Source organism: Streptomyces sp. WM4235 (genome assembly GCF_001279725.1).
Lineage (GTDB): Bacteria > Actinomycetota > Actinomycetes > Streptomycetales > Streptomycetaceae > Streptomyces.
The window spans coordinates 140,603-162,488 of sequence record NZ_LGDE01000425.1 but is presented as its reverse complement, the minus strand read 5'-3'; the positions used below and the strand labels follow the sequence as shown (position 1 = coordinate 162,488).

Here is a 21,886-nt window from a genome sequence, read left to right as displayed (position 1 = left end):
CCCCCGCCGCGAACGGGATCACCCTGCCCGGGCAGCCGCGACGGATCGACATCGACGTGTCCCTGGACTCCGCGGACGAGCCCGGCAGCCCCGGTATCGGCGTACTGCTGCGCGACCGGTTCGGGCTGACGTACCGGGCGCCGACGCGTCAACTCCCCGCGAACGGCCCCACCATCGTCTCGGTCGACGTCGACGCCCTGGCCGACGCCCCGATCGGATCCGCCGCCGGCCCGTTGAGCATCATCGGCTTCGTCGTCACCTTCTCCCCCGACACCCGGCCCTACGGCTCGCCCAAGCAGGTCGGCGGGGAGGTGACGGTGCGCGGTGTCGCCGTCTCGGACACCCGGGACGGCCCGGCCGCGCGGGTGGAGGCGGTCGCGCCGGCCTGGCACCTGACGGCCCCGACCACGACGAACGGGGCTCGGCCCGGCGTGCTCCGGGAGGGCGGCGGGGCGTTGGTACGGATGCGCTACCAGGACCCGCGCGACACGACCGGCCCGGTCCGGATCTCCGCGACCGCGGGCGGCCCGCCCGCCACCGAGGTCCCCGGCGTCGCCACGCACGCGTACCTCCGTGCCATCGGCGCCGACGTCGGCGACCTGGTGACCGTCCCCCTGGGCGGCGATTCACTGCCGGTCCGGATCACCTCCGCGGTGGACATCCTGCCCGTGGTCGGCGACACGGCCGTGGCCGTGGACCTGGCCACGCTCGGCCGGCTGTTCGCCGCGCAGGGCGGCAAGCAGGTCCCCCCGACCGACGAGTGGTGGCTGCCGGCCGCCTCCGCCGACGACCCCGGCCCGGCCCGGGCCGCCGCGGCGCTGCGGGCGGGCGCGGGGGTCCATGAGGTGCGGCTGCGCGAGGAGGTCGTCGCGGGACTGCTCGACGACCCGCTGAGCGCGGGACCACAGGCCGCCCTCGCCGCGCTCGCGCTCGCCTGCGCGGTCCTGGCGGCGATCGGCTTCGCGGCCTCCGCCGCGGCGAACGCGCAGGAACGGTCCGGGGAGTTCGCCGTGCTGCTGGCACTGGGCGCGCCGCGTCGGGCGCCGGCCCGGACGGCCGCCGTCGAGAGCGGTGTCCTGGTCGGCCTCGGAGCGGGGGTCGGTCTCGTGCTGGGGGCCGCCATCGTGCACCTGACGGTGCCGTTGGTGGTGCTGACGCCGGGGGCGCGCCGGCCGGTCCCGGAGGTTCTGGTGGATCTGCCCGTCACCACGACGCTGCTGCTGGTCGCGGGCATCGCCGCCGTGCCGTTGCTGTCGACCGTGCTCGGCGGCCGGCGCAACCGCAACGCCCTGAGCGCAGCCGCCCGGCTGCGGCACGTGGAGGACATGTGACCAGCCCGGCCTCCGCGCCGCCGCCCCCGCACACCCGCCCCGCGCCGTGGGTGCGGACCCGGTTGCGGGCCGCGCCGCTGACCACCCTGCTGGGCGCCGTCCTGGCGTTCGTCGCGGTGCTGCTCGCCGCCGGTCTGCCGCGCGCCCTGGACCGCGGCTCCGACCAGGCCCTGCGGTCCTTCCTGCGGGACCAGGGGCCCGGCTTCACGAGCCTGCTCGCCACCGCCCGGGCCGAGCCCGGTGCCCGCACACCCGAGGGGCTCGACTCCGTACGGTCCCTCCTGCTGTCCCGCACCGGGAAGGACTTCGCGGTGGCGCCCGACGGCCCCGTGTCGGGCACCCGCGCCGTCAAACCGCGGACCCTGACGAACCCGGGGCTGCCGAGCCCCTACGAGGTGGCGCCGCAGATGAGCCTGCTCTACCTGCGCGACCTCTCCGCCCACACCCGCCTCGTCGACGGTCGCTGGCCCGACGGTGGCACGCCGGAGGGGCCGATCCCGATCGCCCTGTCCCAGGGAGCCGCCGACACCCTCGGCGTCAAGGTCGGCACGGTCCTGGACCCCACTCCGAGCATCTCGGGGCCGCTCAGCGCCGAGATCGTCGGCGTGTACCGCGTCGACGACCCGGCCGACCCCTTCTGGACCGACCTGCTGTGCGCGACCCGCGCCTGCCTCAACGGCACCCGCAAGCAGTACTGGCAGACCTCCGCCGTGGTCGGGCCCGACGGCGCCGACCGGTTGGCGTCCTGGGGCGAACGCGCCGAGTTCTTCTGGCGGTTGCCGGTGGACACCGACATCCTGCGCGCCGACCGGCTGCCCGCGGTCAAGGAGGCCGTCGCCTCCTACGTGGCCGGTCCCACCGCCACCGACCTGACCCTCGAATCCCGCCGGCCCGACCTGCGGATCACCTCGCGGCTGCCCGAGTTGCTCGCCCGGGCCGAGGCCCGCCGGCAGGCCGCCGCGCCGCTCGCCGCGATCGGGCCCGCCGGAGTCGTCGGCGTCGCCCTCGTCGTGTTCTTCCTCGCCGCCGGACTGAGCGGGGACCGGCGGCTCGCCGAACTGCGGTTGCTGCTCGCGCGGGGCGGCTCGCGCTCCTCCATCGTCCGCCGGGTGCTGGCGGAAGGAGCCGTCCCGGTGCTCCCGGCGGCGGCGCTCGCGACGGCCGCCGCCGTGCTGCTGTTGCCCACTCCCCGTCTGCTGCCCGCCCTCCTCGCCGCGGCGGCGGTCACGCTCGTGCTGCTGACCGCCTTTCCCGTGCGGGTGTTCGTGCTGCTGTCGCCGCCGCGGCCGCCCGCCCCCCGCCGCCGACTGGTCGCGGAGCTGCTCGTGTTCGCCGCGACCGGCGCGGCGGTGTTCGAGGTCCGCGAACGCGGCGTCGCCCCGGCGGGGCAGGGCGTCGACCCGCTGCTCGTCGCGGCCCCGCTGCTGCTGGCGCTCGCGGGCGGGCTGCTCCTGGCCCGGATCCAGCCGCCGCTCGTCGGGGCGCTGGCGCGGGCGGTGGGTCGCCGTCGCGGTGTGGTGGGCTTCCTGGGGGCGACCCGCGCGGCCCGCGGTTCCGGGGATCGGGCACGACCCCCGGTACTGCCGCTGATCGCGCTGCTGCTCGCCGTCACCACCGGCGGATTCGGGGCCACCGTGCTGGCGGGGGTGGAGTCCGCCCGGGAGCGGGTGGCCCGACTCGACGTGGGCGGCGACGCCCAGGTCGCCTCACCCGCGGGAGTACCCGTCCCGAAGGCCCTCGCGAAGGCGGCCGGCGAACTGCCCGGCGTACGGGCCTCGCTCACCCTGTGGGCGGACGCCGACGCGTACGTCTTCGACACCGACCGGGGCTCCGTCAAGGTCACGGTGATCGTCGCCGACCCGGTGGCCTACGCGGAGATCTCGCGGACCGTCGGACGCGGACGGTTCGATCCCGCCCTGCTCGCCGGCGGATCCCCCGCCGCCATCCCCGCGCTGTTCAGCGAGGACCTGGTCGGGAAGGTCACCGACGGAACCCACCGCGTGCGCTTCGCCAACGACGAGGAGCTGCTCGCGAAGCCCGTCGCCCGGATCGACGGCACGCCCCTCCTACAGGGCTCCGGCAAGGGCGTCATCGTGTTGCCGGCGGGCACGGCCACCGCCAGGATCCCCAAGGGCGCCCCGCCCACCCACTGGCTCGCGGTGGGAAGCATCGACGACGGGGCCCTGCGCGAGGTGGTTCGCACCCACGCCGGCCCGGCGGCCGACCGCTACCTCGTCCGCACGAGCGCCGCCACCGTCGCCAAGCTCGCCGACGACCCCCTCCAGCGGTCCGCGAGCCGCGTGTTCCGGGCCTCCTTGGCCGGCGCGGCCGGCTTCGCGGCGCTGGCCGTCCTGCTCACCCTGGCCCGGGCCACGCCCGAACGCGCCGCACTTCTGGCCCGACTGCGCACCATGGGCCTGCGGCCCCGGCAGGGCGTGGCGCTGATCCTCGTCGAATCGCTGCCGCAGGCGGTCACCGCCGCACTCGGCGGCGGCCTGATCGCGGTCGCCGCGGTCGCCCTGCTGGGTCCGGCGGTGGACCTGACGACGCTGGTCGGCTCCTCGGTCCCGACCGGGCTGGGCGTCCTCGTCCGACCCGTGCTGGTGCAGTCACTGGGCCTTGCCGCGCTGGTGGCCCTGACCGTGCTCGCCGAGGCGGCGGTGTCCGGCCGGCGCCAGATCACCACCGAGTTGAGAGCGGGAGACCGACGTTGAACACCGAAGCCCCCACCTTCGAGGAGCTGCGCCGCAAGGCGTTGGCCGCCGCCGAGCCCCGCGGTCACGATCCGGCCCACGCCATCGTCTGTGACCGGCTGGTGCGCATCTTCAGTTCCGACGGGGTCGAGGTGCAGGCCCTGCAGGGGTTGGAGCTGACCGTGACCCGGGGGGATCTGATCGCGCTGGTCGGCGCGTCCGGCAGCGGGAAGTCGACGCTTTTGAACATCCTGGCGGGCCTGGACGTGCCGACGGCGGGCAAGGCCACCGTGGGCGGCCACGACCTGTTGGAGATGTCGGCGCGGGAGCGGCTGCGCTACCGGCGCGAGGCCGTGGGGTTCGTCTGGCAGCAGACCGCCCGCAACCTGCTGCCGTTCCTCACGGCCGCCCAGAACGTGGCGCTGCCGATGCAGCTGAAGGACGGGAGCGGGCGCGCGGCCCGCAAGCGGCAGACCGCGCGCGTCGCCGAGCTGTTGGCGGCCCTGGAGATCGGCGACCTGGCCGGGCGGCGGCCGAACGCGCTGTCCGGCGGGCAGCAGCAGCGCGTGGCCATCGCCGTGGCCATGGCCAACGACCCGGCGGTCCTGTTGGCGGACGAACCGACCGGCGAGCTGGACTCCGAGACCGGCGCCGCGATCTTCGAGGCCTTCCGTACCGTGAACCGGGAGCTCGGGGCGACCGTGGTGATCGTGACGCACGACCCGATGGTCGCGGGAGAGGTCCGCCGTACGGTGGCCATCCGCGACGGTCGCACCAGCAGCGAGGTACTGCGCCGCACCGTCACCGACGAGCACGGCGCGGAGTCCGTGAGCGAACGCGAGTACGTGATGCTGGACCGTACCGGGCGGGTGCAACTCCCGTACAAGTTCCTGGAGGCGCTGGGCATGGAGCACCGGGTGGCGGTCGACCTCGCCGCCGACCACATCGAGGTCCGTCGCGACGATGCGCAGGACGCCCCGGACACGGACTGACGCGCGCGGCGCCGAACGCCTTCGCGGGTGCGTGCGTCACTTCCGTGGGCCGGGTGTCGTTAGGCGCTCGGGGTTGACTCGGGGGTCGAAGGGATGACGGAATGCGGCAGTTTCCTCTGGAGATGCACACCTTGGCGCCCGGAAGGGTGGTGGAGTGGCGTTTGCGGTCCACGGCGGCGGCGCGGGACGCCGACCGGGGTGATCCGTCGGGCAGGAGGGCGTCCTTCAACCAGGACAAGCACTTCACCGTCGCCGAGGAGAGCCGTGCGGCCGACGATCCGGTCGCGTCCTGGATCGCGGTGACCTTCGAGGTCGAGGGACCGCTCGACGAAACGGCCCTCAGTCGGGCGCTGTTGGCGTTCGTGGGCCGTCACGAGGTGCTGCGCTGCGAGTTCCGCCGGCTGGCCGGCGAGCTGGCCTGCGCGCCGCTGGCCGCCGACGAACTCGCCCTCGAAACGGCCCAGGTGGGCGTCTTCGAGACGTCCGAGCTGCTGCGCGGTTTCCTCGTCGAACGGTTCAAGCGCAGCATCGACACCCTGTCCTGGCCGCTGTTCACCATGGGCGCCGTGCTGCGCGAGGACTCCGCCACGGTGTACCTGGCCTTCGACCACATCGTGTGCGACGGCATGTCGATGCCGATCGTGGTGCACGAGGTGGAGACGGAGTACGAGGCGCTGTGCCGGGGCGAGAGCTCCGGGCTGCCGGCCACCGCGCCCAGTTATCTGGACTTCGCCGAGGAGCAGCGGCGCCGGTACCTCTCCATCGGCGCGGACGACGAACGCCTGGGCTACTGGAAGTCGTTCATCGAGCGCAACGGCGAGTTCTTCCCGCGGTTCCCGCTCGACCTGGGCGTGCGGCCGGACCGGATGTACCCGATCGTCAACGAGGCGTCGCTGCTCCTGGACGCCACCGAGGCGGAGGTGTTCGAGAAGTCCTGTCTGGCGGTGGGCGGCAAGCCGTTCATGGGGGTGCTCGCGTCGGTCGCCGTCTGCCTGCGGGAGGCCGGCGGGCCCGGCGTGTACCGCGGGTTCATGCCGGTCAGCGAGCGCGGGCGGGACGCCTGGACCAACTCGGTGGGCTGGTTCGTGAACACCATGCCCATCGAGTTCGACGCTTCTCCGGGGCGGGACTTCACCCAGGTCATGACGCAGGTACGGGCCGGTTTCGGCGAGATGATCCGCCACATCGACGTGCCGTTCGTCAGGGCCTGGGAGTTGCTGGCCCCCGAGGAGTTCGCGGCGCGCTCGTGGCCGTACCCGGTGAACTTCTTCTCGTACATCGACATGCGCAAGTGTCGTGGCTCCGAGCGGCACGACGAGTGGCGGCCCACCTCCCACGTGTGGTCGGCGCGGGCGAACGGCGCGTGCTCCTGGTTCCAACGGGACGCGGACGGACTGCACATGAACTCCATCTACGTGGACACCGCGGCCGCCCGCGGCACCATGGGCGACTTCCAGGCGTCACTGCGCCAGACCGTGCGGGACATCGCCCTGACCGGCGGGTTCCGCCGCCCGATCGCGCTCACCCCGCCCCGTCTGCCGATCCGGCCCCGCGTCCGGGCCTGAGCTCCCCCGGCCCGGCGGACGCCAGGCCGGCCGGGGTGCGGTGCGCGGGGTACCGCGCAGCAGGGCGAGGCCGACCGCGAGTACCCGGTGCCGGCTCAGCGCTCGGCCGCGGCCCGCGCCCGACGCAGCAGCAAGGAGCGCTCTCGGGCATTGCGCGTCAGGGAGGCGGCCCGTTCGAACTCGACCCGGGCCTCCTCCCCGCGGCCGAGGCGCTCCAACAGATCACCCCGCACGCTCGGCAGCAAGTGGTAGGACGCGAGGGCCGGTTCGTCCGCAAGGGCCTCGACCAGCGGCAGGGCGGCACCGGGGCCCTCGGCCATGGAGACGGCGACGGCCCGGTTCAGTTCCACCACGGGGGACGGGATCAGCACGAGGAGTCGCCCGTACAGCGCGACGATCGTCGCCCAGTCGGTGTCCTCGTACCGGACGGCCGCGGCATGACACCCGGCGATCGCGGCCTGCACGGAGTACGGGCCGGTGCCCGCGCGGCGCAGTGCCGCGACACCGCGCCCGATGAGCATGCGGTTCCACCGGGTCCGGTTCTGGTCGGCGAGGAGCACGGGCTCGCCGTCGGGCCCGGTGCGGGTGGCGATCCGGGAGGCCTGGAACTCCAGGAGCGCCACCAGCCCGTGCGTCTCGGTCTCCTCGGGCATCAGGCCGGCCAGCAACCGGGCCAGCCGCAGCGCGTCCTCGCACAGTGCCGGGCGGACCAGGTCGTCCCCGGCGGTCGCCGAGTGGCCCTCGTTGAAAACGAGGTAGATCACCTCCAGCACGGAGGCGAGCCGCTGCTCGCGGTCGGTGCCGTACGGAACCTCGAACGGCACACCGGCCGTGGCCAGCGACCGCTTCGCCCGGACGATGCGCTGGGCGACGGTCGACTCGGAGGTGAGGAAGGCGCGGGCGATCTCCTGCGTGGTCAGCCCGCCCATGAGACGCAGCGTGAGCGCGACCCGGCCCTCCGTCCTCAGCACCGGATGACAGGCGGTGAAGATCAGCCGCAACAGGTCGTCGTCGATGTCCTCCGGCTCGGCCGGCTCCTCGGGCGGCGGTACGTCCTCCAGGGTGCGGCCCACCTCGGCGAGTTTGCGGGCGTAGGCCTCCTTGCGGCGGACGAGATCGATCGCGCGGTTCTTGGCGGTGGTCGTCAGCCAGGCGCCCGGCCGGTCCGGGACGCCGTCCACGGGCCACTGCTCCAGCGCGGCGACCAGGGCGTCCTGGGCGATCTCCTCCGCGATGCCGACGTCGCGCACGATGCGCGTCACACCGGCGATGATCCGCGCGGACTCGATCCTGAACACCGTTTCGACCGCTCGGGTCGTACTCACTGCCGTCACGGCCACCCATCAGAGCAGCCGTGACGAGGCAGGGCAAACAGGACGCCGTGAACGCGGCCGGATCAGCCTTCGACGATCTCGCGGAGCTCGGAGCCGACCGTCCAGGTGGCGGGGTGGAGCTCCAGGAACCGCTTGGTCCATTCCAGGGCCTCGGCCTTGTCCTTGCACTGCATGAGGGCGTAGCCGCCGATGACCTCCTTGGTCTCGGTGAAGGGGCCGTCGGTGTAGCCGATCTTGCCGCCGGACCAGGTGACCCGGGTGCCCTCGGCGGTGGGGAGCAGGCCCGCGGTGTCGAGCATGACTCCGGCCTTGGTGATCTCCTCCAGGAGGGCGCCCATCCGCTGCTCGAACTCGGGGGTGAAGCCGTCGGTGGGCGTGTTCTGCTCGTCGATGCGGATCAGCGAAAGGAAGCGCGGCATGGTGACTCCTCGGTCGGGAGGGCGGGGGCTTTCCCTGCCTCTCACCCCTGCGTCGAACGGGAGACACCCGAATCGACAGTTCCGGGAAACTTTCTTCAGGAAGTTTCGGGATCGGCCCCGATCCGCCCCGATCCGCATTCTCACCACCGCGGCGGGTCCGGGCCGGCAGGCGGGGCCGCTCCCGGCCGAGTCGGGCCTGCCGCGGGCCTGGACGCAGGGCGGCTACCCATGAGTAGGATCGCGGGCCTCATCCCCTCCGAGAGGATCCCCGATGCCGCGCACCCCCTCCTCGCCCCTGCTGCTCGCCGGTCTGCTGGCGGGCGCGGCGGTGGCGCACACGGTCGCGCCGAAGCGGTTCGACGTGACGGTCCCGCGCTCCCTGCCCGGCAGCCCCCGCCAGTGGACGTACGCGTCCGGCGTCGTCGAGCTGGCACTGGCGGCCGGCGTCGCGCACCCGCGCACCCGGCGCGTGGCGGCGATGGCCACGGCGGCGTTCTTCGTCGGCGTCTTCCCCGCGAACGTCAAGATGGCCGTCGACGCCCGGACCCAGTCCCCCGCCATCCGGGCCGTCACCCTGGCACGGCTGCCGCTACAGGTGCCGTTGGTGCTGTGGGCCCGCCAGGTGGGTCGCGGAGCCACGACCGGCTGACACCCGGACCGCCGGCACACCCCGACGCCCGGACCGCCGGCACACCCCGACGCCCTGACAGCCCGACACCCCGACGCCCTGACAGCCCGACACCCCGAGGCGGCCGGCACCTGAAACGCACCGCATCCGAACGGGGCCCGGCGCCGGAAGTGGTCCACAGAGCCCCCGGTCGACGTCGGCGGATCGGGGGCTCGCCCGGTCAGGGGCTGTCGCCCGACCAGTCCCAGTGGTCCGGGTCGGCCGGCCGGCGACGGTAGTGGGCGCGCCCGCCGGCCCCGTAGCGGCCTATCTCGGTGGGGAGGCGGGCCTCTTCGGCCAGTCGGGGCCCGCTCCAGCCGGTGATGTCGAGCAGCAGCCCGTCGAGGGGGCCGCCCACGAGCTCGCCGTAGACGTGCCCCGGGCGCGGGCCCGGGTCGGGGTCGTCGTGGTCGGCGCCGTAGACCCGGCGCCGCAGCATCCTGTCGTCCATCCGCCCAGGTTGACAGGCCCCACTGACAACGGGCCCGGTCAGCCTTCCAGGAGGGCCTGTCCCACGTACTCCCCCGGCGCCGCGCCGGCGGGCACCACGAACAGCGCCGAGGCCTCGTGGACGAGGTACCGGGAGAGGGCGTCCCCCCGGGCGAGCCGGTGCTGGACGGGGACGAAGCCCGTGCGCGGGTCGGTCTGCCAGGCCACGAACAGCATTCCGGCGTCCACCGTGCGGTCGGCGCGCATGCCGTCGTGGTACGACCAGCCGCGCCGCAGCATCGTCGCGCCGGCGTTGCCGCGCGGCGCGGCCAGCCGGATGTGCGCGTTGGTCGCGATGACGGGAACCCCGTCGGGGCGGGCGGCGTCCAGGTCGACCGGGGTGTGTTCGGTCCCCCCGGTCAGGGGCGCCCCGTCCGACACGCGCCGTCCGACGGCCTGTTCGCGGTGGGCCTCGGGCAGGCCCTCCCAGTGGTCGAGGAGCATCCGGATCCGGCGCAGGACCACGTACGATCCGCCCCGCAGCCAGCCGGGCGCGTCCGGGGCGGTGACCAGGATCCGTGCGCGGTGCGCCGGGTCGCCGGCCGGCGTCGGGTTGGCGGTGCCGTCGAGCTGTCCCATGAGGTTGCGGTGTGTTCCGTCGGGAGCGCCGGCTCCGGGTGGACGGGTGAACCCGGACATCACCCAGCGGGTGAGGGCCGTTCCCCGGGTCAGTCGTTGGAGGGCGCGCAGCGCGTGGACGGCGACGAGGGGGTCGTCGGCGGCCACCTGGACGAAGAGGTCGCCGCCGCTGCGGGCGGGGTCGAGGCGGTCGTCCGGGAACGCGGGGAGCGGGCCCAGCGCCTCCGGTCGGGCGGCGGTCAACCCGAGGCGTTCGAAGAACTCCGGCCCGAACCCGAAGGTGACCGTGAGCGCGGCCGGACCGGCGCCGAGGGCGACCCCGGTGTCGGCTTCCCCCTCGACCGGCGTTTCCCCGCGACTCATCCGGTCGGCGGCGCCGCTCCAGGCCCGCAGCAGACCGGCGGCGAGCGGGCGGTCGACACCGGGCAGCAGGTCGAGCGCGGCGAGGTGGGCGTGTGGCTGGCGCCGGGTCAGGATTCCGGCCTGGGTGGGGCCGTGGAACGGTATCCGAGCCTCGGGCTCACGGCCCCCGGTGTCCCTCGTGCTCTCCCCGGGGGCGGCCGTGGTGAGCACGGCGCCCCCTGCGGCGAGCGCGGCCAGCCCCCCGGCGCCGAGCAGGGTCCGCCGTCGCAGCGGGGTCACGGCGGGCCGGTCCGTCACTTCACACCGTCGACCACCGGGTCGACGACACCGACCCACAGCTGGTTCAACTCGGACACGTACCGGCCGCCCTTGGTGTCTTGCGGAGCGACGAGTCGGGGTCCCGCGGCGTCGTCGAAGGGGACTCCGTCCTCCGAGACCGCGAGCAGCACCTGGCTCTTGGCGAAGGCGGGATCGATTTCGGCCCAGGCGAAGACGGCACGGTAGTCGCCGCCACCGGTCGCGGCGACGAAGCCGCGCAACTGTCCGTTCTTCTTTCCCTGGTCGAATCGGGGTTCCGCCGTCTTCAGCACGTCGTTCAGCAACACGCCTTGATAGGTGTGTTCCTGTTCCCCCTTGGCGCTGGTGAATTTCACGGCGGCCGAGGTCTGCGGCAGTTTGCGCAGCTCGGCGAGGGTGACGGTGTAGGGCTTGCCGACCTCGCCGGCCACCCGCACCTCACCGGGCTTCAGAGGGGCCGCGGACGTTGCCGGGGCCGAGGTCGAGGGCGCGGTGGAAGCCGTCCGCGGCGCCCTCCTGGTACCCCTTGCCGTCGTCCGACTGCCCGCAGCCGGCGAGCAGCAGGCCGCCCGCCGCGAACACGGCGACCGCCGCGCCGCGATTCACGCTTCTGCGATTCCTGCGCATTCCCATGGACGAACCCCTCCCGACGCGCCGACCAACAGACTCGCACATGCAAGGTGATCAGCCTCTTTCCAGCTGAAATGCCGTGCGCAACATACATGAAGAGTCGCAGTTGCCACAGCATCGCTTTTCCCCTCTGGAGCATTCACCGGAAATGCCGTCCGGACCTCCGTGAACAGGGCCCGGACCTTGGCGGAACCACCGAGTCCCGTAGGGTTTCCGCCGGCCCGTCGGGTCGTCCACCCATCGCGACGCAGGAGCTCGGCACATGGCACGTCTGGTACATCAGCCACGCGAGGACCAGGAGTTCGACTTCATCCTGGGCATGGCTCCCGGGGCGGTCCTCGGCTACTTCGTCGGCACCTGGCCCAAGGCCGTCGAGGCCTGCCGGACCATGGACGTGCTGGTCGGCGAGGTGGCGCAGGAGTACGAGGCACGGCTGACCGTCGTACGGACCGACATGACCCGCTGCCCCGAGGCCACGAGGCGCCACGAGGTGACCGGGGCCCCCACCGTCGTCATCGTCCGGGCGGGCCTGGCGGTGGCGAGCCACTCCGGGCCGATGGCGCGCGAGGAGCTCAAGGCCTTCCTGGACGCCCACGTCTGAGGGGCGACGGGTGCTCGCGGGCCCGTTCGGGTGACCTGGGGCGGTCTGGCCGAAAGTGGTATGGGGGAGATAGGTGCCTCAGGCATGTAATGGAGTCCGGCAAGACGGAACCATCGCTCGCGAGGTGCTGCATGTCAGAGACCGTTGCCTTTCCCCAGGACCGAACCTGTCCCTACCACCCGCCGACCGCCTACGAGCCGTTGCGGGCGGGCCGCCCGCTCTCCCGGGTCACCCTCTTCGACGGCCGCTCCGTGTGGGTGGTCACCGGCCACGCCGAGGCGCGCGCCCTGCTCTCCGATCCCCGACTCTCCTCCGACCGGCTGAACTCGGACTTTCCCGCCCCGACCGAGCGGTTCAAGGGCCTGACGGGACGCCGCACCGCCCTGCTCGGGGTCGACGATCCGGAGCACAACACCCAGCGCCGGATGCTGATCCCGAGCTTCACCCTGAAACGGACCGCCGCCCTTCGGCCCGCGATCCAGCAGACCGTGGACCGGCTGATCGACGAGATGACGGCGGCCGGTTCGCAGGCGGAGCTGGTCGGCGCCTTCGCGCTCCCGGTGCCGTCCATGGTGATCTGCGCGCTGCTCGGAGTCCCCTACGAGGACCACGAGTTCTTCGAGGGGCAGTCCCGGCGGCTGCTGCGGGGCCCCGACGTCGCCGACGTCGAGGAGGCACGCCGACAACTCGACGGCTATCTCACGGACCTGATCGCCCGCAAGCGCGCCGCCCCCGGCGACGGCTTGCTGGACGAACTCATCGCCAGGCGGCTGGAGACGGGCGAGACGGACGTCGAGGAGCTGGTGGCGCTGGCCGTGATCCTGCTCGTCGCGGGTCACGAGACCACCGCGAACATGATCTCCCTCGGCACGTTCACCCTGCTGCGGCACCCCGGGCAACTGGCGGAGCTGCGCGCGGATCCGTCGCTGATCTCGGAGGCGGTGGAGGAGCTGATGCGGTTCCTGTCGATCGCCGACGGCATGCTGCGGGTGGCGACCGAGGACATCGAGGTCGGCGGGGTCACGATCGGCCCCGGCGACGGGGTGATCTTCTCCACCTCGGTCATCAACCGCGACGAGTCGGTGTTCGATCAGCCGGACGACCTGGACTGGCATCGGCCGGCCCGCCACCACCTGGCGTTCGGTTTCGGCATCCACCAGTGCCTCGGGCAGAACCTGGCCCGCGCCGAGATGGAGATCGCCCTGGGCACGCTGTTCCGGCGGCTGCCCGGACTACGACTGGCGGCCGATCCCGACCGGATCCCCTTCAAACCCGGGGACACCATCCAGGGCATGATCGAACTGCCCGTGGCCTGGTGAGCGGCGTGCGGATCTCCATCGACCACGATGTCTGCATCGGTGCGGGCCAGTGCGCGCTGACCGCGCCGACGGTGTTCACGCAGGACGACGACGGATTGAGCGAGCTGCTGGCAGGACGGGAGGACGGCGCCGGCAGCCCCCTCGTCCGGGAGGCCGCGCGGGCCTGCCCGGTGGCGGCCATCTCCCTGGAGGACGCCTGAGGATCCCGGACGGCCGGGGGGCGGGCGCTGACGGTCGCTACTTGCGGAGCGCCTCGACCGCCCGGCCCTCCAGTTCCAGGCAGGCGTCCACGTGCTCCGCGCAGGCGTCGAACAGGGCCCGTCGCCCGTCGGCGTCGGAGTGCGGATCGCAGGCCCGCGCGAGGTCGGCCAGGGCGGACCAGTGCCCGGCGGACTCCCGGAAGAGTTCCGCCGCCTCCGGCCGCCCGACGAGGTCGAGGAAGTCCGCGTAGAGCGGCCGGGTGGCGCCCGGCGCGGTCCACTCCTCCTCCAGACAGGCGTGGAGCCGGCCGGTGCCCGCCGCGAGGGCCTCGGGGGAAACGCCGAAACGACGCTCCCAGCCCGTCTTCGTGGTCGTGTCGCGCAACTGCGCGGCGAACTTCTCCATGCCGGTGAAGCCGAAGTTGACGTCGAACTGGTTCCCCAGCACCGGGCCCGTGAGGTGGGTGACGGTGGCGGCGATGGCCCCGTCCACGTCCGGATCCCCCTCCGGCGGGCCGGTGGGCACGATCAGCTGGTGGCGGCCCTTGCGGTGGGCGGTCCAGGCCGCCCCGAACTCCTCGCGGTCGATCCGGTGCGGGGTCTCGGCCCCGTCCTCGATCAACAGGTCGTCGCCGTCATACCCGGCGATGACGACGGTGTGCGGGTCGGCGCCGGTCATCTCGGCCTCGGGGTCGGGCTCGTGCCAGGGCAGCGAGGAGCGGTCGACGACGCAGAAGGCGGGCTGCCCCTCGTCGAGCGCGGCGCGGACCCGGCCCCAACGTGGCTTCATCGCCCGGGTGGCGTCGTACGGGACGCCGAGGCGTCCGAGCGCGACCTGCACCCAGGGCTCGGGGTGGGACTGGGCGACGATCGTCGCGATCGGCGTCCGTCCGGCGTACTCGAAGACGAAGTACATGAAGCCGATCCCGCCGGCCAGGCCCGCGACCAGTTCCTCGTCGTGGGCGCTGCCCAGGGCGTGGCGGATCAGGGAGGCCTCGCGGTGGCGTCCGGTGCCGAAGTCTTCGTACACGAGCACAGTCATGCGGCCAGCCTAGCCGCGCGATCACCGGCTCCCGACCCGCGAGTTCCTGTACAGTTGTCCAGGAAATCAACCAAGGGAGACAGCCCGTGCACACGGTCGCTCAGGTCCTCATCGGCGCGGTCGCCGCACTGCACCTGTATTTCCTGGTCCTGGAGATGTTCCTGTGGCAGCGACCGCCCGGCCGGGCCCTGTCGGGGTTCGACGCGGACACCGCCCGCCTCACCGCACCGCTCGCCGCCAACCAGGGGCTCTACAACGGTTTCCTGGCCGCGGGGCTGGTCTGGTCGCTGGTCATCGACTCCCTCGCCACGCAGATCTTCTTCCTCGTCTGTGTGATCGTCGCGGGCGTCTACGGAGCCGCGACCGCCAACCGCCGGATCCTGATCGCCCAGGCCCTGCCCGGCGCCCTCGCCCTCGGCGCGGCGCTGTCGGCCGGGTGAACGCCCCGTGAGCGCACAGGACTCCGTGCCGGAAACCGGCTCCGACCGGCCGGGCGGCAGGGAAGCGCGCGCACAGGACCCGCGGACCGCGCGCACCAAGGCCCGGCTGCGCGAGAGCCTGTTCGCGGCGTGCGCGGACCGCCCGCTGGCCGAGGTCGGTGTCTCGATGGTGGTCCGCCGGGCGGGTGTCGGGCGCGCGACGTTCTACCTGCACTACGAGGACCTCACCGCGCTGGCGGTGGACGCGTGCGCCGACGTGGTGCACGCGGCGGTCGACGCCCTCCACGCCTGGCAGGGCATCCCGGGCGCGCTCCCCCCGGTCAGGCCCCCGGCGGCCCTGGCCGAGTTCCTCGCGGACGCGGCGGCCCGCGGTCCGCTCCATCGCGCCCTGCTCCTCCCGGGGGGCGGCGGCCCGCTGGGCGACCGCCTGTACCGGGAGCTGCGCGCCCGGGCCCGGGCCGAGCGCGAGGCCGTGGGCGCCCCGCGCCCCGACCTCGTCGCCTCCGCGGTGGCCGCCACCTTCACCGGTGTCCTCGCGGACTGGCTGCACGAGCACATCCCGGACTCCGACCCGGTGGAACTCGCGAACCGGCTCTGGCCGCTCCTCATGGCCCTGCACCGGGCGGGATAGGCGCGACCGGTTCCTTCGCCCCGGGTACGCGTGAGCCCCGCCGGAGGAACCGGCGGGGCTCACGTCCACGGCGATCGGCCGCGTGAGGCGGTACTAGAGGGTGGTCACCTGCTCCGCCTGCGGACCCTTGGGACCCTGGGTGACGTCGTACTCGACCTTCGCCCCCTCGGCCAGCTCCTTGAAGCCGGTCGTCTGGATGGCGGAGAAGTGCACGAACACGTCAGGACCGCCGTCGTCCTGCTGGATGAACCCGAACCCCTTCTCGGAGTTGAACCACTTCACGATGCCAGTTGCCATCAGTACTGATCCTTCACAACGTTCCACTCGGGCCGCACGTGCGGCCGTCTCGATAGTGCCCACCCGTCGCCGTCGACACACTCCAGGCGCGGCCAACCGGGTCGGCTCGAACTTCTGGCCGAGTTGTCCGTGACGGGAGTGAGCGGCGCCGGGCCGTGCGGTCAGGAGCCGCCGTCGCCGGCGGACAACGACACGACCGGTCGGGCTTCGAGGGCGCCCGCGGCGGCCCGTCGGGGTCCGGCGGCCCGGCAGCCAAGGCAGTTCGCGTGTCCGGTGCGCGCGGTGGTGTCGCGGACGCGCCAGTCCCACGCGGACTCGGGGCGCGGCCCGCTCGGCTTGCCCCAGCCCGCGAGGTGCAGGACCCAGGTGACGAGTCCCGCGACCGCGACCAGGGCGAGACCCAGCCAGATGCCGGGGGCCCAGGCGGCACAGAGGGCGGCGCCCGCTCCGGTGGCGCCCAGCAGGGCGAGGGTCGTGCCGGTCCAGCCGGCCACGGTGTGGCCCATGTCTACGTGGCCGTGGGCGCTCATGATTCTCCCGGTGGAAGGGCGGCAGTAGGCTCGGAACAGGATGACTTACCTCACAAAGTAAACATCTCACGAGCTAAGTTACTTAGATGCTAAGGAGAAATTGCGTGCAGGGCAAGCCCCGCCCCGCGGCCACGGCCGGGGAGGCGATCTCGCGCATGGACCAGTACGTCGCCCTCGGCGTGATCGGTCAGCAGGAGGTGGCGCAGCTCCTCGGGATCAACGTGACCGACCTGACCTGCCTGGGCCACGTCCTGGGCGCCGGGGAGACCCCCCTGTCCGCCGGCGAACTGGCCGAACTGACCAACCTCACCACCGGCGCCGTCACCGGGGTGCTCAACCGCCTGGAACGGGCCGGGTACGCGCACCGGCGACCCGACCCGGGCGACCGGCGCCGCGTCCGGGTGGTGGCCGATCCGTCGGGGGCCGCCCGGATCTTCGCCGTGTACCAGCCCTTCTACGACCGCCTCGGCTCCGTGTTCGCCGAGTACACCCCCGACGAGGTCGCGGTGATCGCGGACTGGTTCGGACGGGCGGCGGTGGAGGCCCGCGCCCATCTGGCCCAGGTCCGGTCCGGGGAACTGGGGCCGCTCACCCCATAGGACCGACTGGTAAAATGGGCGGGAAACGTGAAGCGCGGGCCCTTCGCCCGGTGCGGACGTGCACGACGAGCCGGGGCCCGTACCGAGGGGTACGGGCCCCGGCTCGTTGTCGTCCGCCCTCACGTTCCCCGCTCGCGTTGTGTTCTCTTCACGGAAGGTTCTGCATGAAGAACCCGTCGGCTCATGGGCGTTTCGGCATCAAGCCCGGCGCCAGGACAGGCAGCAAGTCCGGGGCCAAGGGCTCCGGCAAGACTCCTCGGACCCTCGGTCCGCAGGGTGAGTTCTCGATGCCCAGGACCGTCAGCCCGGCCCTCCCGCCGGTGACGTCGTTCGCGGAGCTCGACCTGCCTGCCGAGCTGGTGAAGACGATGGCCGAACTGGACGTGCGCGAGCCGTTCCCGATCCAGGCCGCCACCCTCCCCAACTCCCTCGCCGGACGGGACATCCTCGGGCGCGGCCGGACCGGGTCCGGCAAGACCCTCGCCTTCGGTCTGGCGCTGCTGGCCCGCACGGCCGGACAGCGCGCCGACCCGAAGCGGCCGCTCGCGCTGATCCTCGTGCCGACGCGCGAGCTGGCCCAGCAGGTGACCGAGGCCCTCGCCCCGTACGCCGAGGCCCTCGCGCTGCGGATGGCCACCGTCGTGGGCGGCCTGTCCATCGGCCGGCAGACCGGCACCCTGCGCACCGGCGCGGAGGTGGTCGTGGCGACCCCCGGACGCCTGAGCGACCTGATCGGGCGCAAGGACGTGCACCTGGAGCGGGTGCGGATCACCGTCCTCGACGAGGCCGACCAGATGTGTGACCTCGGCTTCATGCCGCAGGTCACCGAGCTGCTCGACCAGGTGCACCACGCCGGCCAGCGGATGCTGTTCTCGGCCACCCTGGACCGCAACGTGGACCAGCTGGTGCGCCGCTACCTGAAGGACCCGGTCTCGCACTCGGTCGACCCGCAGTCGGCCTCGGTCGGCACCATGGACCACCACGTGCTGCACATCCACACGGCCGACAAGGTCGCGGCAGCGACCGAGATCGCCGCGCGGGACGGCCGGGTGCTGATGTTCCTCGACACCAAGCACGGCGTCGACCAGTTCGTGAAGCACCTGCGCGCCATGGGCGTACGGGCCGAGGGGCTGCACAGCGGGAAGTCCCAACCACAGCGCACCCGCACGCTCGGGCAGTTCAAGGACGGGCTGATCGGCGTGCTGGTCGCCACCAACGTCGCCGCCCGCGGCATCCACATCGACGACCTCGACCTGGTGGTCAACGTGGACCCGCCGGCCGACAGCAAGGACTACCTGCACCGCGGCGGCCGGACGGCCCGCGCGGGCGAGTCCGGCAAGGTCGTCACCCTGGTCACGCCGAACCAGCGGCGGGACATCGTGCGTCTGATGGCCGACGCGAAGATCCGCCCGACCATCACCCAGGTCCGCTCCGGCGAGGCGGCGCTCAGCCGGATCACCGGCGCGAAGGCACCGTCCGGGGTGCCGCTCGCCGGCGCGGCGGCGACCGACGCGAAGGGGCGGCCCAGCGGGACGGACCTCGGCTTCCGGGGCATCGGCACCCGCCCCGGGCGCCCCGGGAAGGGCAAGGAGTCCCGTAAGACCATCGAGGCCAGGCAGCAGGCCGAGGCCCGCCGCGCGGCCAGGGTCCGCAAGGGTCTCTGACCCGACCGGCCCCGGTTCGCGAACCGACACGTCACCCCGGCGACCGAGCCGTCGGCCGGGGTGACGCGGGTCAGGCCTCCGGCAGCTTGCGCAGGCGCTGGACGGCGGCGTTGCGCACCCGACGGGTACGGGCGGCGGAGGCGAGCAGGCCGAGGGCCGCGCGTGAGGTGAGCAGCGCGACGGCGGTCCGCTGGCACCAGTCGGAGGCACCGGTGAGCTCCTGCGCCGACCAGAACTCGTCGACGGTGATCGACCTCAGCAGGTTCCACTCGTGGAGCCTGCGCGCCGGGAAGTCCCGGCCGCTCAACACGTCCTCCATGGCCCGCGCCCAGGCGGGGAAGCCGTCGTCGTCCAGCAGGTGCGCGGCCCTGCGGTCGAGGTGGGTGACCACCGCGCTCTCCGCCATGACGCGGTCCGCGTCGCGCAGTACGGCGGCCACCGCCCCGGCCTCCGAGTGCCCGGCCGCGGCGGCCAGGGAGACCAGATGCCGGGTGTAGGACCAGTACTCGGGCGCGGTCGACTCCTCGGCCCGAGGTGCCGGGGCGGCTCCCGGCGCCCCGTGCGTCTGGTTCTCGGCTCTCCCCATGACGTCCATTCCACACGACACCCGCGGGCTCCCGGTTCCCAGGGGGGCGCCGGCGGCCTGGAGCGGGGGTGGGGTGTCAGCGGGCCGCACGGGCGGCTTCAGGGGCCAGGAGCAGCGCTTCCGCGCCGATCGGGCGGTATCCGGCGGCCTGGAAGGCGCGGATGCTGCGGGCGTTCCCGGCGGCCTGTTGGGACCAGACGGGCGCCCCGTCAGGGACCAGGTGGCGGGCGGCGAGTGCCAGGGACCGGCCGAGGCCCTTGTGGCGCACGTCCTCGTCCACCTCGATCGCCGCCTCCCAGCGGTCGGCGATCCCACGACCGAGGACGAGTACGCCGCCGGCGGCGGACCAGACCCGTATGTCGTGGCGTCGTCGCAGGGCCCGGCGGACCCGGGGGTGGTCCGGGTCGACGATCTCGGACAGTTCCAGTGGCGGCGGGCCGGCCAGCGGACCGGCGACGGTGAGCAGGTCGATGGTGTCGTGGCCGCGGCCCGTGCGGTCCAGGAACGCGGCGAGGAAGCGCGGGTTCATGGTGGCGGCGAGGCCGTCGCAGGTGAGGGCGGCGAGGGTGGAGCGGACCCAGTCCGGGTCCTCGTCGGTGAACACCACGGAGTGGGCGGTGAAGGCGATGACGCCCGCGTCGCGTCCGCTCTCCTGCGGGACGACGGTCGTGCCGCCGTCGGGCGGTGGGAAGTGCCCGACGGCCGCCGCGTCGAGTATCTCCGTCAGGCTCGGACCCATGGTCGTACTCGCTCTCCGGCCCGTCAGACCTGTTGTCGGTGGAACGACTTGACGGAGATCATGTCAGGGGCACCACAAGCGGGTCGGGTCGGGGCGCCCGACGTCGACCCGTCCGCGTTTCCGGTCCCGGCGCCCGGTCAGCGTTCGTGGACCTCGTGTCCCCCGGCTCCCTGCCCGCCCTCGTGTCCCGGCTCGGGCAGCGGCGCTCCCGTCTCCAGCAGGGTCTTGAGGCTGGAGGCGAGCATCGGCCAGGCCCGGCCGCACATGCCGATGAGGGTGCCGCCCGGTACGAAGCCCTCGTGGCGGATGGTCAGTCGCGCGAGGGTGTCCCCGACCGGCTCGATCTCGTACGCGACCTCCGTGCGCGGCTCGCCGGCCAACTCGGCCCGCAGTTCCTCCCCGACGCCCACCGAGGCGGCCCACTGCGGGGTGAAGGTGTGCCAGGTGTAGGAGAGCCGGCGGTTCGGCACGCAGTCGAGGACGACCTGGGCCGGATCGCTGGTGCGGGCACCTCGCTCGATCCAGTCCATCGTCGAGCCCACCGCCCAGTCGGTCTCGAAACTGAGGCCCCAGTAGCGGCGGGTCAGGGCCGGCTCCGTGAGGGCCTGCCAGACCCGGTCGGGGTCGGCCTGGATGTAGAGGGTGTAGGTGATCGCACTGTCGCTCATGTCCCCATGCTGGGGGACCGCGCACCGTTGGGGGCGGATTTCCCGGGCCCGCGGCCGGGCGGTCACCAACGGGCGCCCTCCGGGGGAAGTTCCGTGGGCGGGGTGCGGGGCGGGACGGGGAGGCAGAGGTGGGTGCGGGCGGCGTGCACGGCGGCGAGTTCCTCGTGGCCGGCGGGGCCCCAGTCGCTGAGCTCGCGGACCTGTTCGGGCGTGGCCAGGAGGCGGGCGTACGCCGGGTCACGGCTCGGGAGCACGGCCGTGAGGCGGGCCGCGCCGCGGGCGTGGGCGCCCTGGCCGTCGTACCGGTACCCGATCGGGACCGGCCCCGCGGTGGGTTCGGCCTCCGGGGTCGGCAGGTGGGCCGCACCGGTCGCCCGGGCGATCAGCAGCAGGACCCGGCCGTCGGGCGCGAACAGCCAACCGGCCCGGTCGCGCACCGGCAGGCCGGCGGGGACCGGGCCGCGGTGCCAGGTTCCGTGCTCCGGGATCCGGCGGGTGCGCAGCACGCCGAGCCGGTCCAGCGCCGTGGGGTTGGTGGGGCGGCCCGCCTCCAACAGCGCGGGGCCGCCGCCACTGACGCGGGCCCGCAGGGCGGACAGGGCGCGGCGGGCGTCACCCGCGTCCATCAGGGCGGGCAGGTCGGCCGGTTCGGCGAACTCGATGCCGGTGATCTCCTGGGCCGGGAGGCGGACGGACCCGATGCGCTCGGGGCTCCAGGTACCGCCGTCGTACACGTGGAGGATCTCGCCGGGGAAGCGCATCTCGGCGGGGAAGCCGGGGGTGTCGGCGGGGACCCAGTCCACGGCGAGCCCCTGCGGATAGCGGCCCTCGACCCCGAGTTCCTCGCGCATCTCGCGGGCGGCCGCGGCGGCCGGCGATTCCCCGGCGTCGACGGCGCCGCCGGGCAGCAGCCGGTCGGGGCGGTAGTCGACGGTCTGGAGGAGGATCCGGCCGTCGGGGTCGGTGACGAGCACGACGGCCGCGGTCCAGAGCGTGGCGCGCGAGGCCCCGTACTCCGCCGGTGTCATCCAGGTACCCGCGCGCTCGGCGTCATCGGTCAGCTGCGGCATTGGAACTCCGTTCACCGTGGGTGGACCCGCCGGTTGTGCAACAGCGGGCGTGGCCCCCGGGTTACGACGCCCCGACACCCCGGCCTGCCGGATGGCTCGATTCGGCTTTACCGAATCCATACCTTCTTATTACCTGATTAT

At 73.5% G+C, this 21,886-nt stretch carries 25 protein-coding genes; 12 read left to right on the top strand and 13 right to left on the bottom strand.

What is annotated here, in order from left to right; genetic code table 11:
- The 4 genes from ADK55_RS25500 to ADK55_RS25485 all read left to right on the top strand — a co-directional run.
- The coding region (locus ADK55_RS25500) for an FtsX-like permease family protein (RefSeq protein WP_324611205.1) at positions 1-1,331 on the top strand (1,331 nt) is incomplete at its 5' end.
- A complete protein-coding gene (locus ADK55_RS25495) occupies positions 1,328-4,045 on the top strand; it encodes a hypothetical protein (RefSeq protein WP_053682123.1) in 2,718 nt (905 codons plus the stop codon). The genes ADK55_RS25500 and ADK55_RS25495, both read left to right, overlap by 4 nt.
- Complete coding sequence (locus ADK55_RS25490) at positions 4,042-5,016, top strand: ABC transporter ATP-binding protein (RefSeq protein WP_053682122.1); 975 nt, start codon at positions 4,042-4,044, stop codon at positions 5,014-5,016. Before ADK55_RS25495 ends, ADK55_RS25490 begins: the two co-directional genes overlap by 4 nt.
- Before the next feature lie 101 nt (positions 5,017-5,117).
- Positions 5,118-6,581: a condensation domain-containing protein gene (locus tag ADK55_RS25485; RefSeq protein WP_053682121.1), complete on the top strand. Its 1,464-nt coding sequence runs from the start codon at positions 5,118-5,120 to the stop codon at positions 6,579-6,581.
- Between the two features lie 95 nt (positions 6,582-6,676).
- On the opposite strand, the gene ADK55_RS25480 is transcribed toward ADK55_RS25485, so the two are convergent.
- Both ADK55_RS25480 and ADK55_RS25475 read right to left on the bottom strand, forming a co-directional pair.
- On the bottom strand, positions 6,677-7,906 hold the full coding sequence (locus ADK55_RS25480; protein WP_053682120.1) for an RNA polymerase sigma factor: 1,230 nt from the start codon (positions 7,904-7,906) through the stop codon (positions 6,677-6,679).
- A 71-nt stretch (positions 7,907-7,977) separates the two neighbouring features.
- Positions 7,978-8,334, bottom strand: a complete 357-nt coding sequence (locus ADK55_RS25475) for a YciI family protein (protein ID WP_053682119.1) — start codon at positions 8,332-8,334, stop codon at positions 7,978-7,980.
- 271 nt (positions 8,335-8,605) lie between these two features.
- Here ADK55_RS25475 and ADK55_RS25470 point away from each other — a divergent pair, with 271 nt between their 5' ends.
- Positions 8,606-8,983: a hypothetical protein gene (locus tag ADK55_RS25470; protein WP_053682118.1), complete on the top strand. Its 378-nt coding sequence runs from the start codon at positions 8,606-8,608 to the stop codon at positions 8,981-8,983.
- Between the two features lie 199 nt (positions 8,984-9,182).
- Here ADK55_RS25470 and ADK55_RS25465 read toward each other — a convergent pair whose 3' ends face one another.
- The 4 genes from ADK55_RS25465 to ADK55_RS38775 are packed head-to-tail and all read right to left on the bottom strand — an operon-like array spanning position 9,183 to position 11,335.
- The gene (locus ADK55_RS25465) at positions 9,183-9,452 is read right to left on the bottom strand and encodes a hypothetical protein (protein ID WP_053682117.1); all 270 of its coding nucleotides are present in this window, start codon (positions 9,450-9,452) and stop codon (positions 9,183-9,185) included.
- 38 nt (positions 9,453-9,490) lie between these two features.
- The gene (locus ADK55_RS25460; protein WP_053682116.1) at positions 9,491-10,729 is read right to left on the bottom strand and encodes a Dyp-type peroxidase; all 1,239 of its coding nucleotides are present in this window, start codon (positions 10,727-10,729) and stop codon (positions 9,491-9,493) included.
- A complete protein-coding gene (locus ADK55_RS25455) occupies positions 10,726-11,160 on the bottom strand; it encodes a molybdopterin-dependent oxidoreductase (RefSeq protein WP_159041548.1) in 435 nt (144 codons plus the stop codon). Before ADK55_RS25455 ends, ADK55_RS25460 begins: the two co-directional genes overlap by 4 nt.
- Positions 11,161-11,167: 7 nt before the next feature.
- On the bottom strand, positions 11,168-11,335 hold the full coding sequence (locus ADK55_RS38775) for a hypothetical protein (protein ID WP_159041547.1): 168 nt from the start codon (positions 11,333-11,335) through the stop codon (positions 11,168-11,170).
- 286 nt (positions 11,336-11,621) lie between these two features.
- Here ADK55_RS38775 and ADK55_RS25450 point away from each other — a divergent pair, with 286 nt between their 5' ends.
- From ADK55_RS25450 to ADK55_RS25440, 3 genes are all read left to right on the top strand, one after another.
- Complete coding sequence (locus tag ADK55_RS25450) at positions 11,622-11,960, top strand: thioredoxin family protein (protein ID WP_053682114.1); 339 nt, start codon at positions 11,622-11,624, stop codon at positions 11,958-11,960.
- 131 nt (positions 11,961-12,091) lie between these two features.
- Positions 12,092-13,279, top strand: a complete 1,188-nt coding sequence (locus ADK55_RS25445; protein WP_078999392.1) for a cytochrome P450 — start codon at positions 12,092-12,094, stop codon at positions 13,277-13,279.
- Positions 13,280-13,284: 5 nt separating this feature from the next.
- Positions 13,285-13,479 (top strand): ferredoxin, encoded by a 195-nt coding sequence (locus tag ADK55_RS25440; protein ID WP_053682140.1) that lies wholly within the window; start codon positions 13,285-13,287, stop codon positions 13,477-13,479.
- Between the two features lie 37 nt (positions 13,480-13,516).
- Here the strand turns inward: ADK55_RS25440 and ADK55_RS25435 are convergent, their stop codons facing one another.
- Positions 13,517-14,521, bottom strand: a complete 1,005-nt coding sequence (locus tag ADK55_RS25435) for a BtrH N-terminal domain-containing protein (RefSeq protein ID WP_053682112.1) — start codon at positions 14,519-14,521, stop codon at positions 13,517-13,519.
- Between the two features lie 86 nt (positions 14,522-14,607).
- Here ADK55_RS25435 and ADK55_RS25430 point away from each other — a divergent pair, with 86 nt between their 5' ends.
- Entirely contained in the window at positions 14,608-14,961 is a 354-nt protein-coding gene (locus ADK55_RS25430) for a DUF1304 domain-containing protein (RefSeq protein ID WP_053682111.1), read from the top strand.
- Between the two features lie 25 nt (positions 14,962-14,986).
- Positions 14,987-15,592: a TetR/AcrR family transcriptional regulator gene (locus ADK55_RS25425; RefSeq protein WP_053682139.1), complete on the top strand. Its 606-nt coding sequence runs from the start codon at positions 14,987-14,989 to the stop codon at positions 15,590-15,592.
- Positions 15,593-15,685: 93 nt separating this feature from the next.
- Here the strand turns inward: ADK55_RS25425 and ADK55_RS25420 are convergent, their stop codons facing one another.
- Positions 15,686-15,889, bottom strand: a complete 204-nt coding sequence (locus ADK55_RS25420; RefSeq protein WP_053682110.1) for a cold-shock protein — start codon at positions 15,887-15,889, stop codon at positions 15,686-15,688.
- Between the two features lie 161 nt (positions 15,890-16,050).
- Complete coding sequence (locus tag ADK55_RS25415; RefSeq protein WP_053682109.1) at positions 16,051-16,419, bottom strand: HGxxPAAW family protein; 369 nt, start codon at positions 16,417-16,419, stop codon at positions 16,051-16,053.
- A gap of 104 nt (positions 16,420-16,523) precedes the next feature.
- On the opposite strand from ADK55_RS25415, the gene ADK55_RS25410 reads away from it, so the two are divergent.
- Positions 16,524-17,018, top strand: a complete 495-nt coding sequence (locus ADK55_RS25410; RefSeq protein ID WP_053682108.1) for a MarR family transcriptional regulator — start codon at positions 16,524-16,526, stop codon at positions 17,016-17,018.
- A 164-nt stretch (positions 17,019-17,182) separates the two neighbouring features.
- A complete protein-coding gene (locus ADK55_RS25405; RefSeq protein WP_053682107.1) occupies positions 17,183-18,682 on the top strand; it encodes a DEAD/DEAH box helicase in 1,500 nt (499 codons plus the stop codon).
- A gap of 70 nt (positions 18,683-18,752) precedes the next feature.
- Here ADK55_RS25405 and ADK55_RS25400 read toward each other — a convergent pair whose 3' ends face one another.
- The 4 genes from ADK55_RS25400 to ADK55_RS25385 form a co-directional block, all read right to left on the bottom strand.
- On the bottom strand, positions 18,753-19,268 hold the full coding sequence (locus ADK55_RS25400) for a hypothetical protein (protein WP_053682138.1): 516 nt from the start codon (positions 19,266-19,268) through the stop codon (positions 18,753-18,755).
- 76 nt (positions 19,269-19,344) lie between these two features.
- Positions 19,345-20,007, bottom strand: a complete 663-nt coding sequence (locus ADK55_RS25395; RefSeq protein WP_053682106.1) for a GCN5 family acetyltransferase — start codon at positions 20,005-20,007, stop codon at positions 19,345-19,347.
- Positions 20,008-20,144: 137 nt separating this feature from the next.
- Positions 20,145-20,675: an SRPBCC domain-containing protein gene (locus ADK55_RS25390; RefSeq protein WP_053682105.1), complete on the bottom strand. Its 531-nt coding sequence runs from the start codon at positions 20,673-20,675 to the stop codon at positions 20,145-20,147.
- A gap of 62 nt (positions 20,676-20,737) precedes the next feature.
- Positions 20,738-21,745, bottom strand: coding sequence for an NUDIX domain-containing protein (locus tag ADK55_RS25385; protein ID WP_053682104.1), 1,008 nt, complete (start codon positions 21,743-21,745; stop codon positions 20,738-20,740).
- Positions 21,746-21,886 lie beyond the last annotated feature (141 nt).

Coding starts and splice junctions, on each gene's coding strand:
- ADK55_RS25485 (WP_053682121.1), top strand. CDS start 5,118: ATGCGGCAGTTTCCTCTGGAGATGCACACCTTGGCGCCCGGAAGGGTG.
- ADK55_RS25475 (WP_053682119.1), bottom strand. CDS start 8,334: ATGCCGCGCTTCCTTTCGCTGATCCGCATCGACGAGCAGAACACGCCC.
- ADK55_RS25470 (WP_053682118.1), top strand. CDS start 8,606: ATGCCGCGCACCCCCTCCTCGCCCCTGCTGCTCGCCGGTCTGCTGGCG.
- ADK55_RS25465 (WP_053682117.1), bottom strand. CDS start 9,452: ATGGACGACAGGATGCTGCGGCGCCGGGTCTACGGCGCCGACCACGAC.
- ADK55_RS25450 (WP_053682114.1), top strand. CDS start 11,622: ATGGCACGTCTGGTACATCAGCCACGCGAGGACCAGGAGTTCGACTTC.
- ADK55_RS25445 (WP_078999392.1), top strand. CDS start 12,092: ATGTCAGAGACCGTTGCCTTTCCCCAGGACCGAACCTGTCCCTACCAC.
- ADK55_RS25435 (WP_053682112.1), bottom strand. CDS start 14,521: ATGACTGTGCTCGTGTACGAAGACTTCGGCACCGGACGCCACCGCGAG.
- ADK55_RS25420 (WP_053682110.1), bottom strand. CDS start 15,889: ATGGCAACTGGCATCGTGAAGTGGTTCAACTCCGAGAAGGGGTTCGGG.
- ADK55_RS25415 (WP_053682109.1), bottom strand. CDS start 16,419: ATGAGCGCCCACGGCCACGTAGACATGGGCCACACCGTGGCCGGCTGG.
- ADK55_RS25405 (WP_053682107.1), top strand. CDS start 17,183: ATGAAGAACCCGTCGGCTCATGGGCGTTTCGGCATCAAGCCCGGCGCC.
- ADK55_RS25400 (WP_053682138.1), bottom strand. CDS start 19,268: ATGGGGAGAGCCGAGAACCAGACGCACGGGGCGCCGGGAGCCGCCCCG.
- ADK55_RS25395 (WP_053682106.1), bottom strand. CDS start 20,007: ATGGGTCCGAGCCTGACGGAGATACTCGACGCGGCGGCCGTCGGGCAC.
- ADK55_RS25390 (WP_053682105.1), bottom strand. CDS start 20,675: ATGAGCGACAGTGCGATCACCTACACCCTCTACATCCAGGCCGACCCC.
- ADK55_RS25385 (WP_053682104.1), bottom strand. CDS start 21,745: ATGCCGCAGCTGACCGATGACGCCGAGCGCGCGGGTACCTGGATGACA.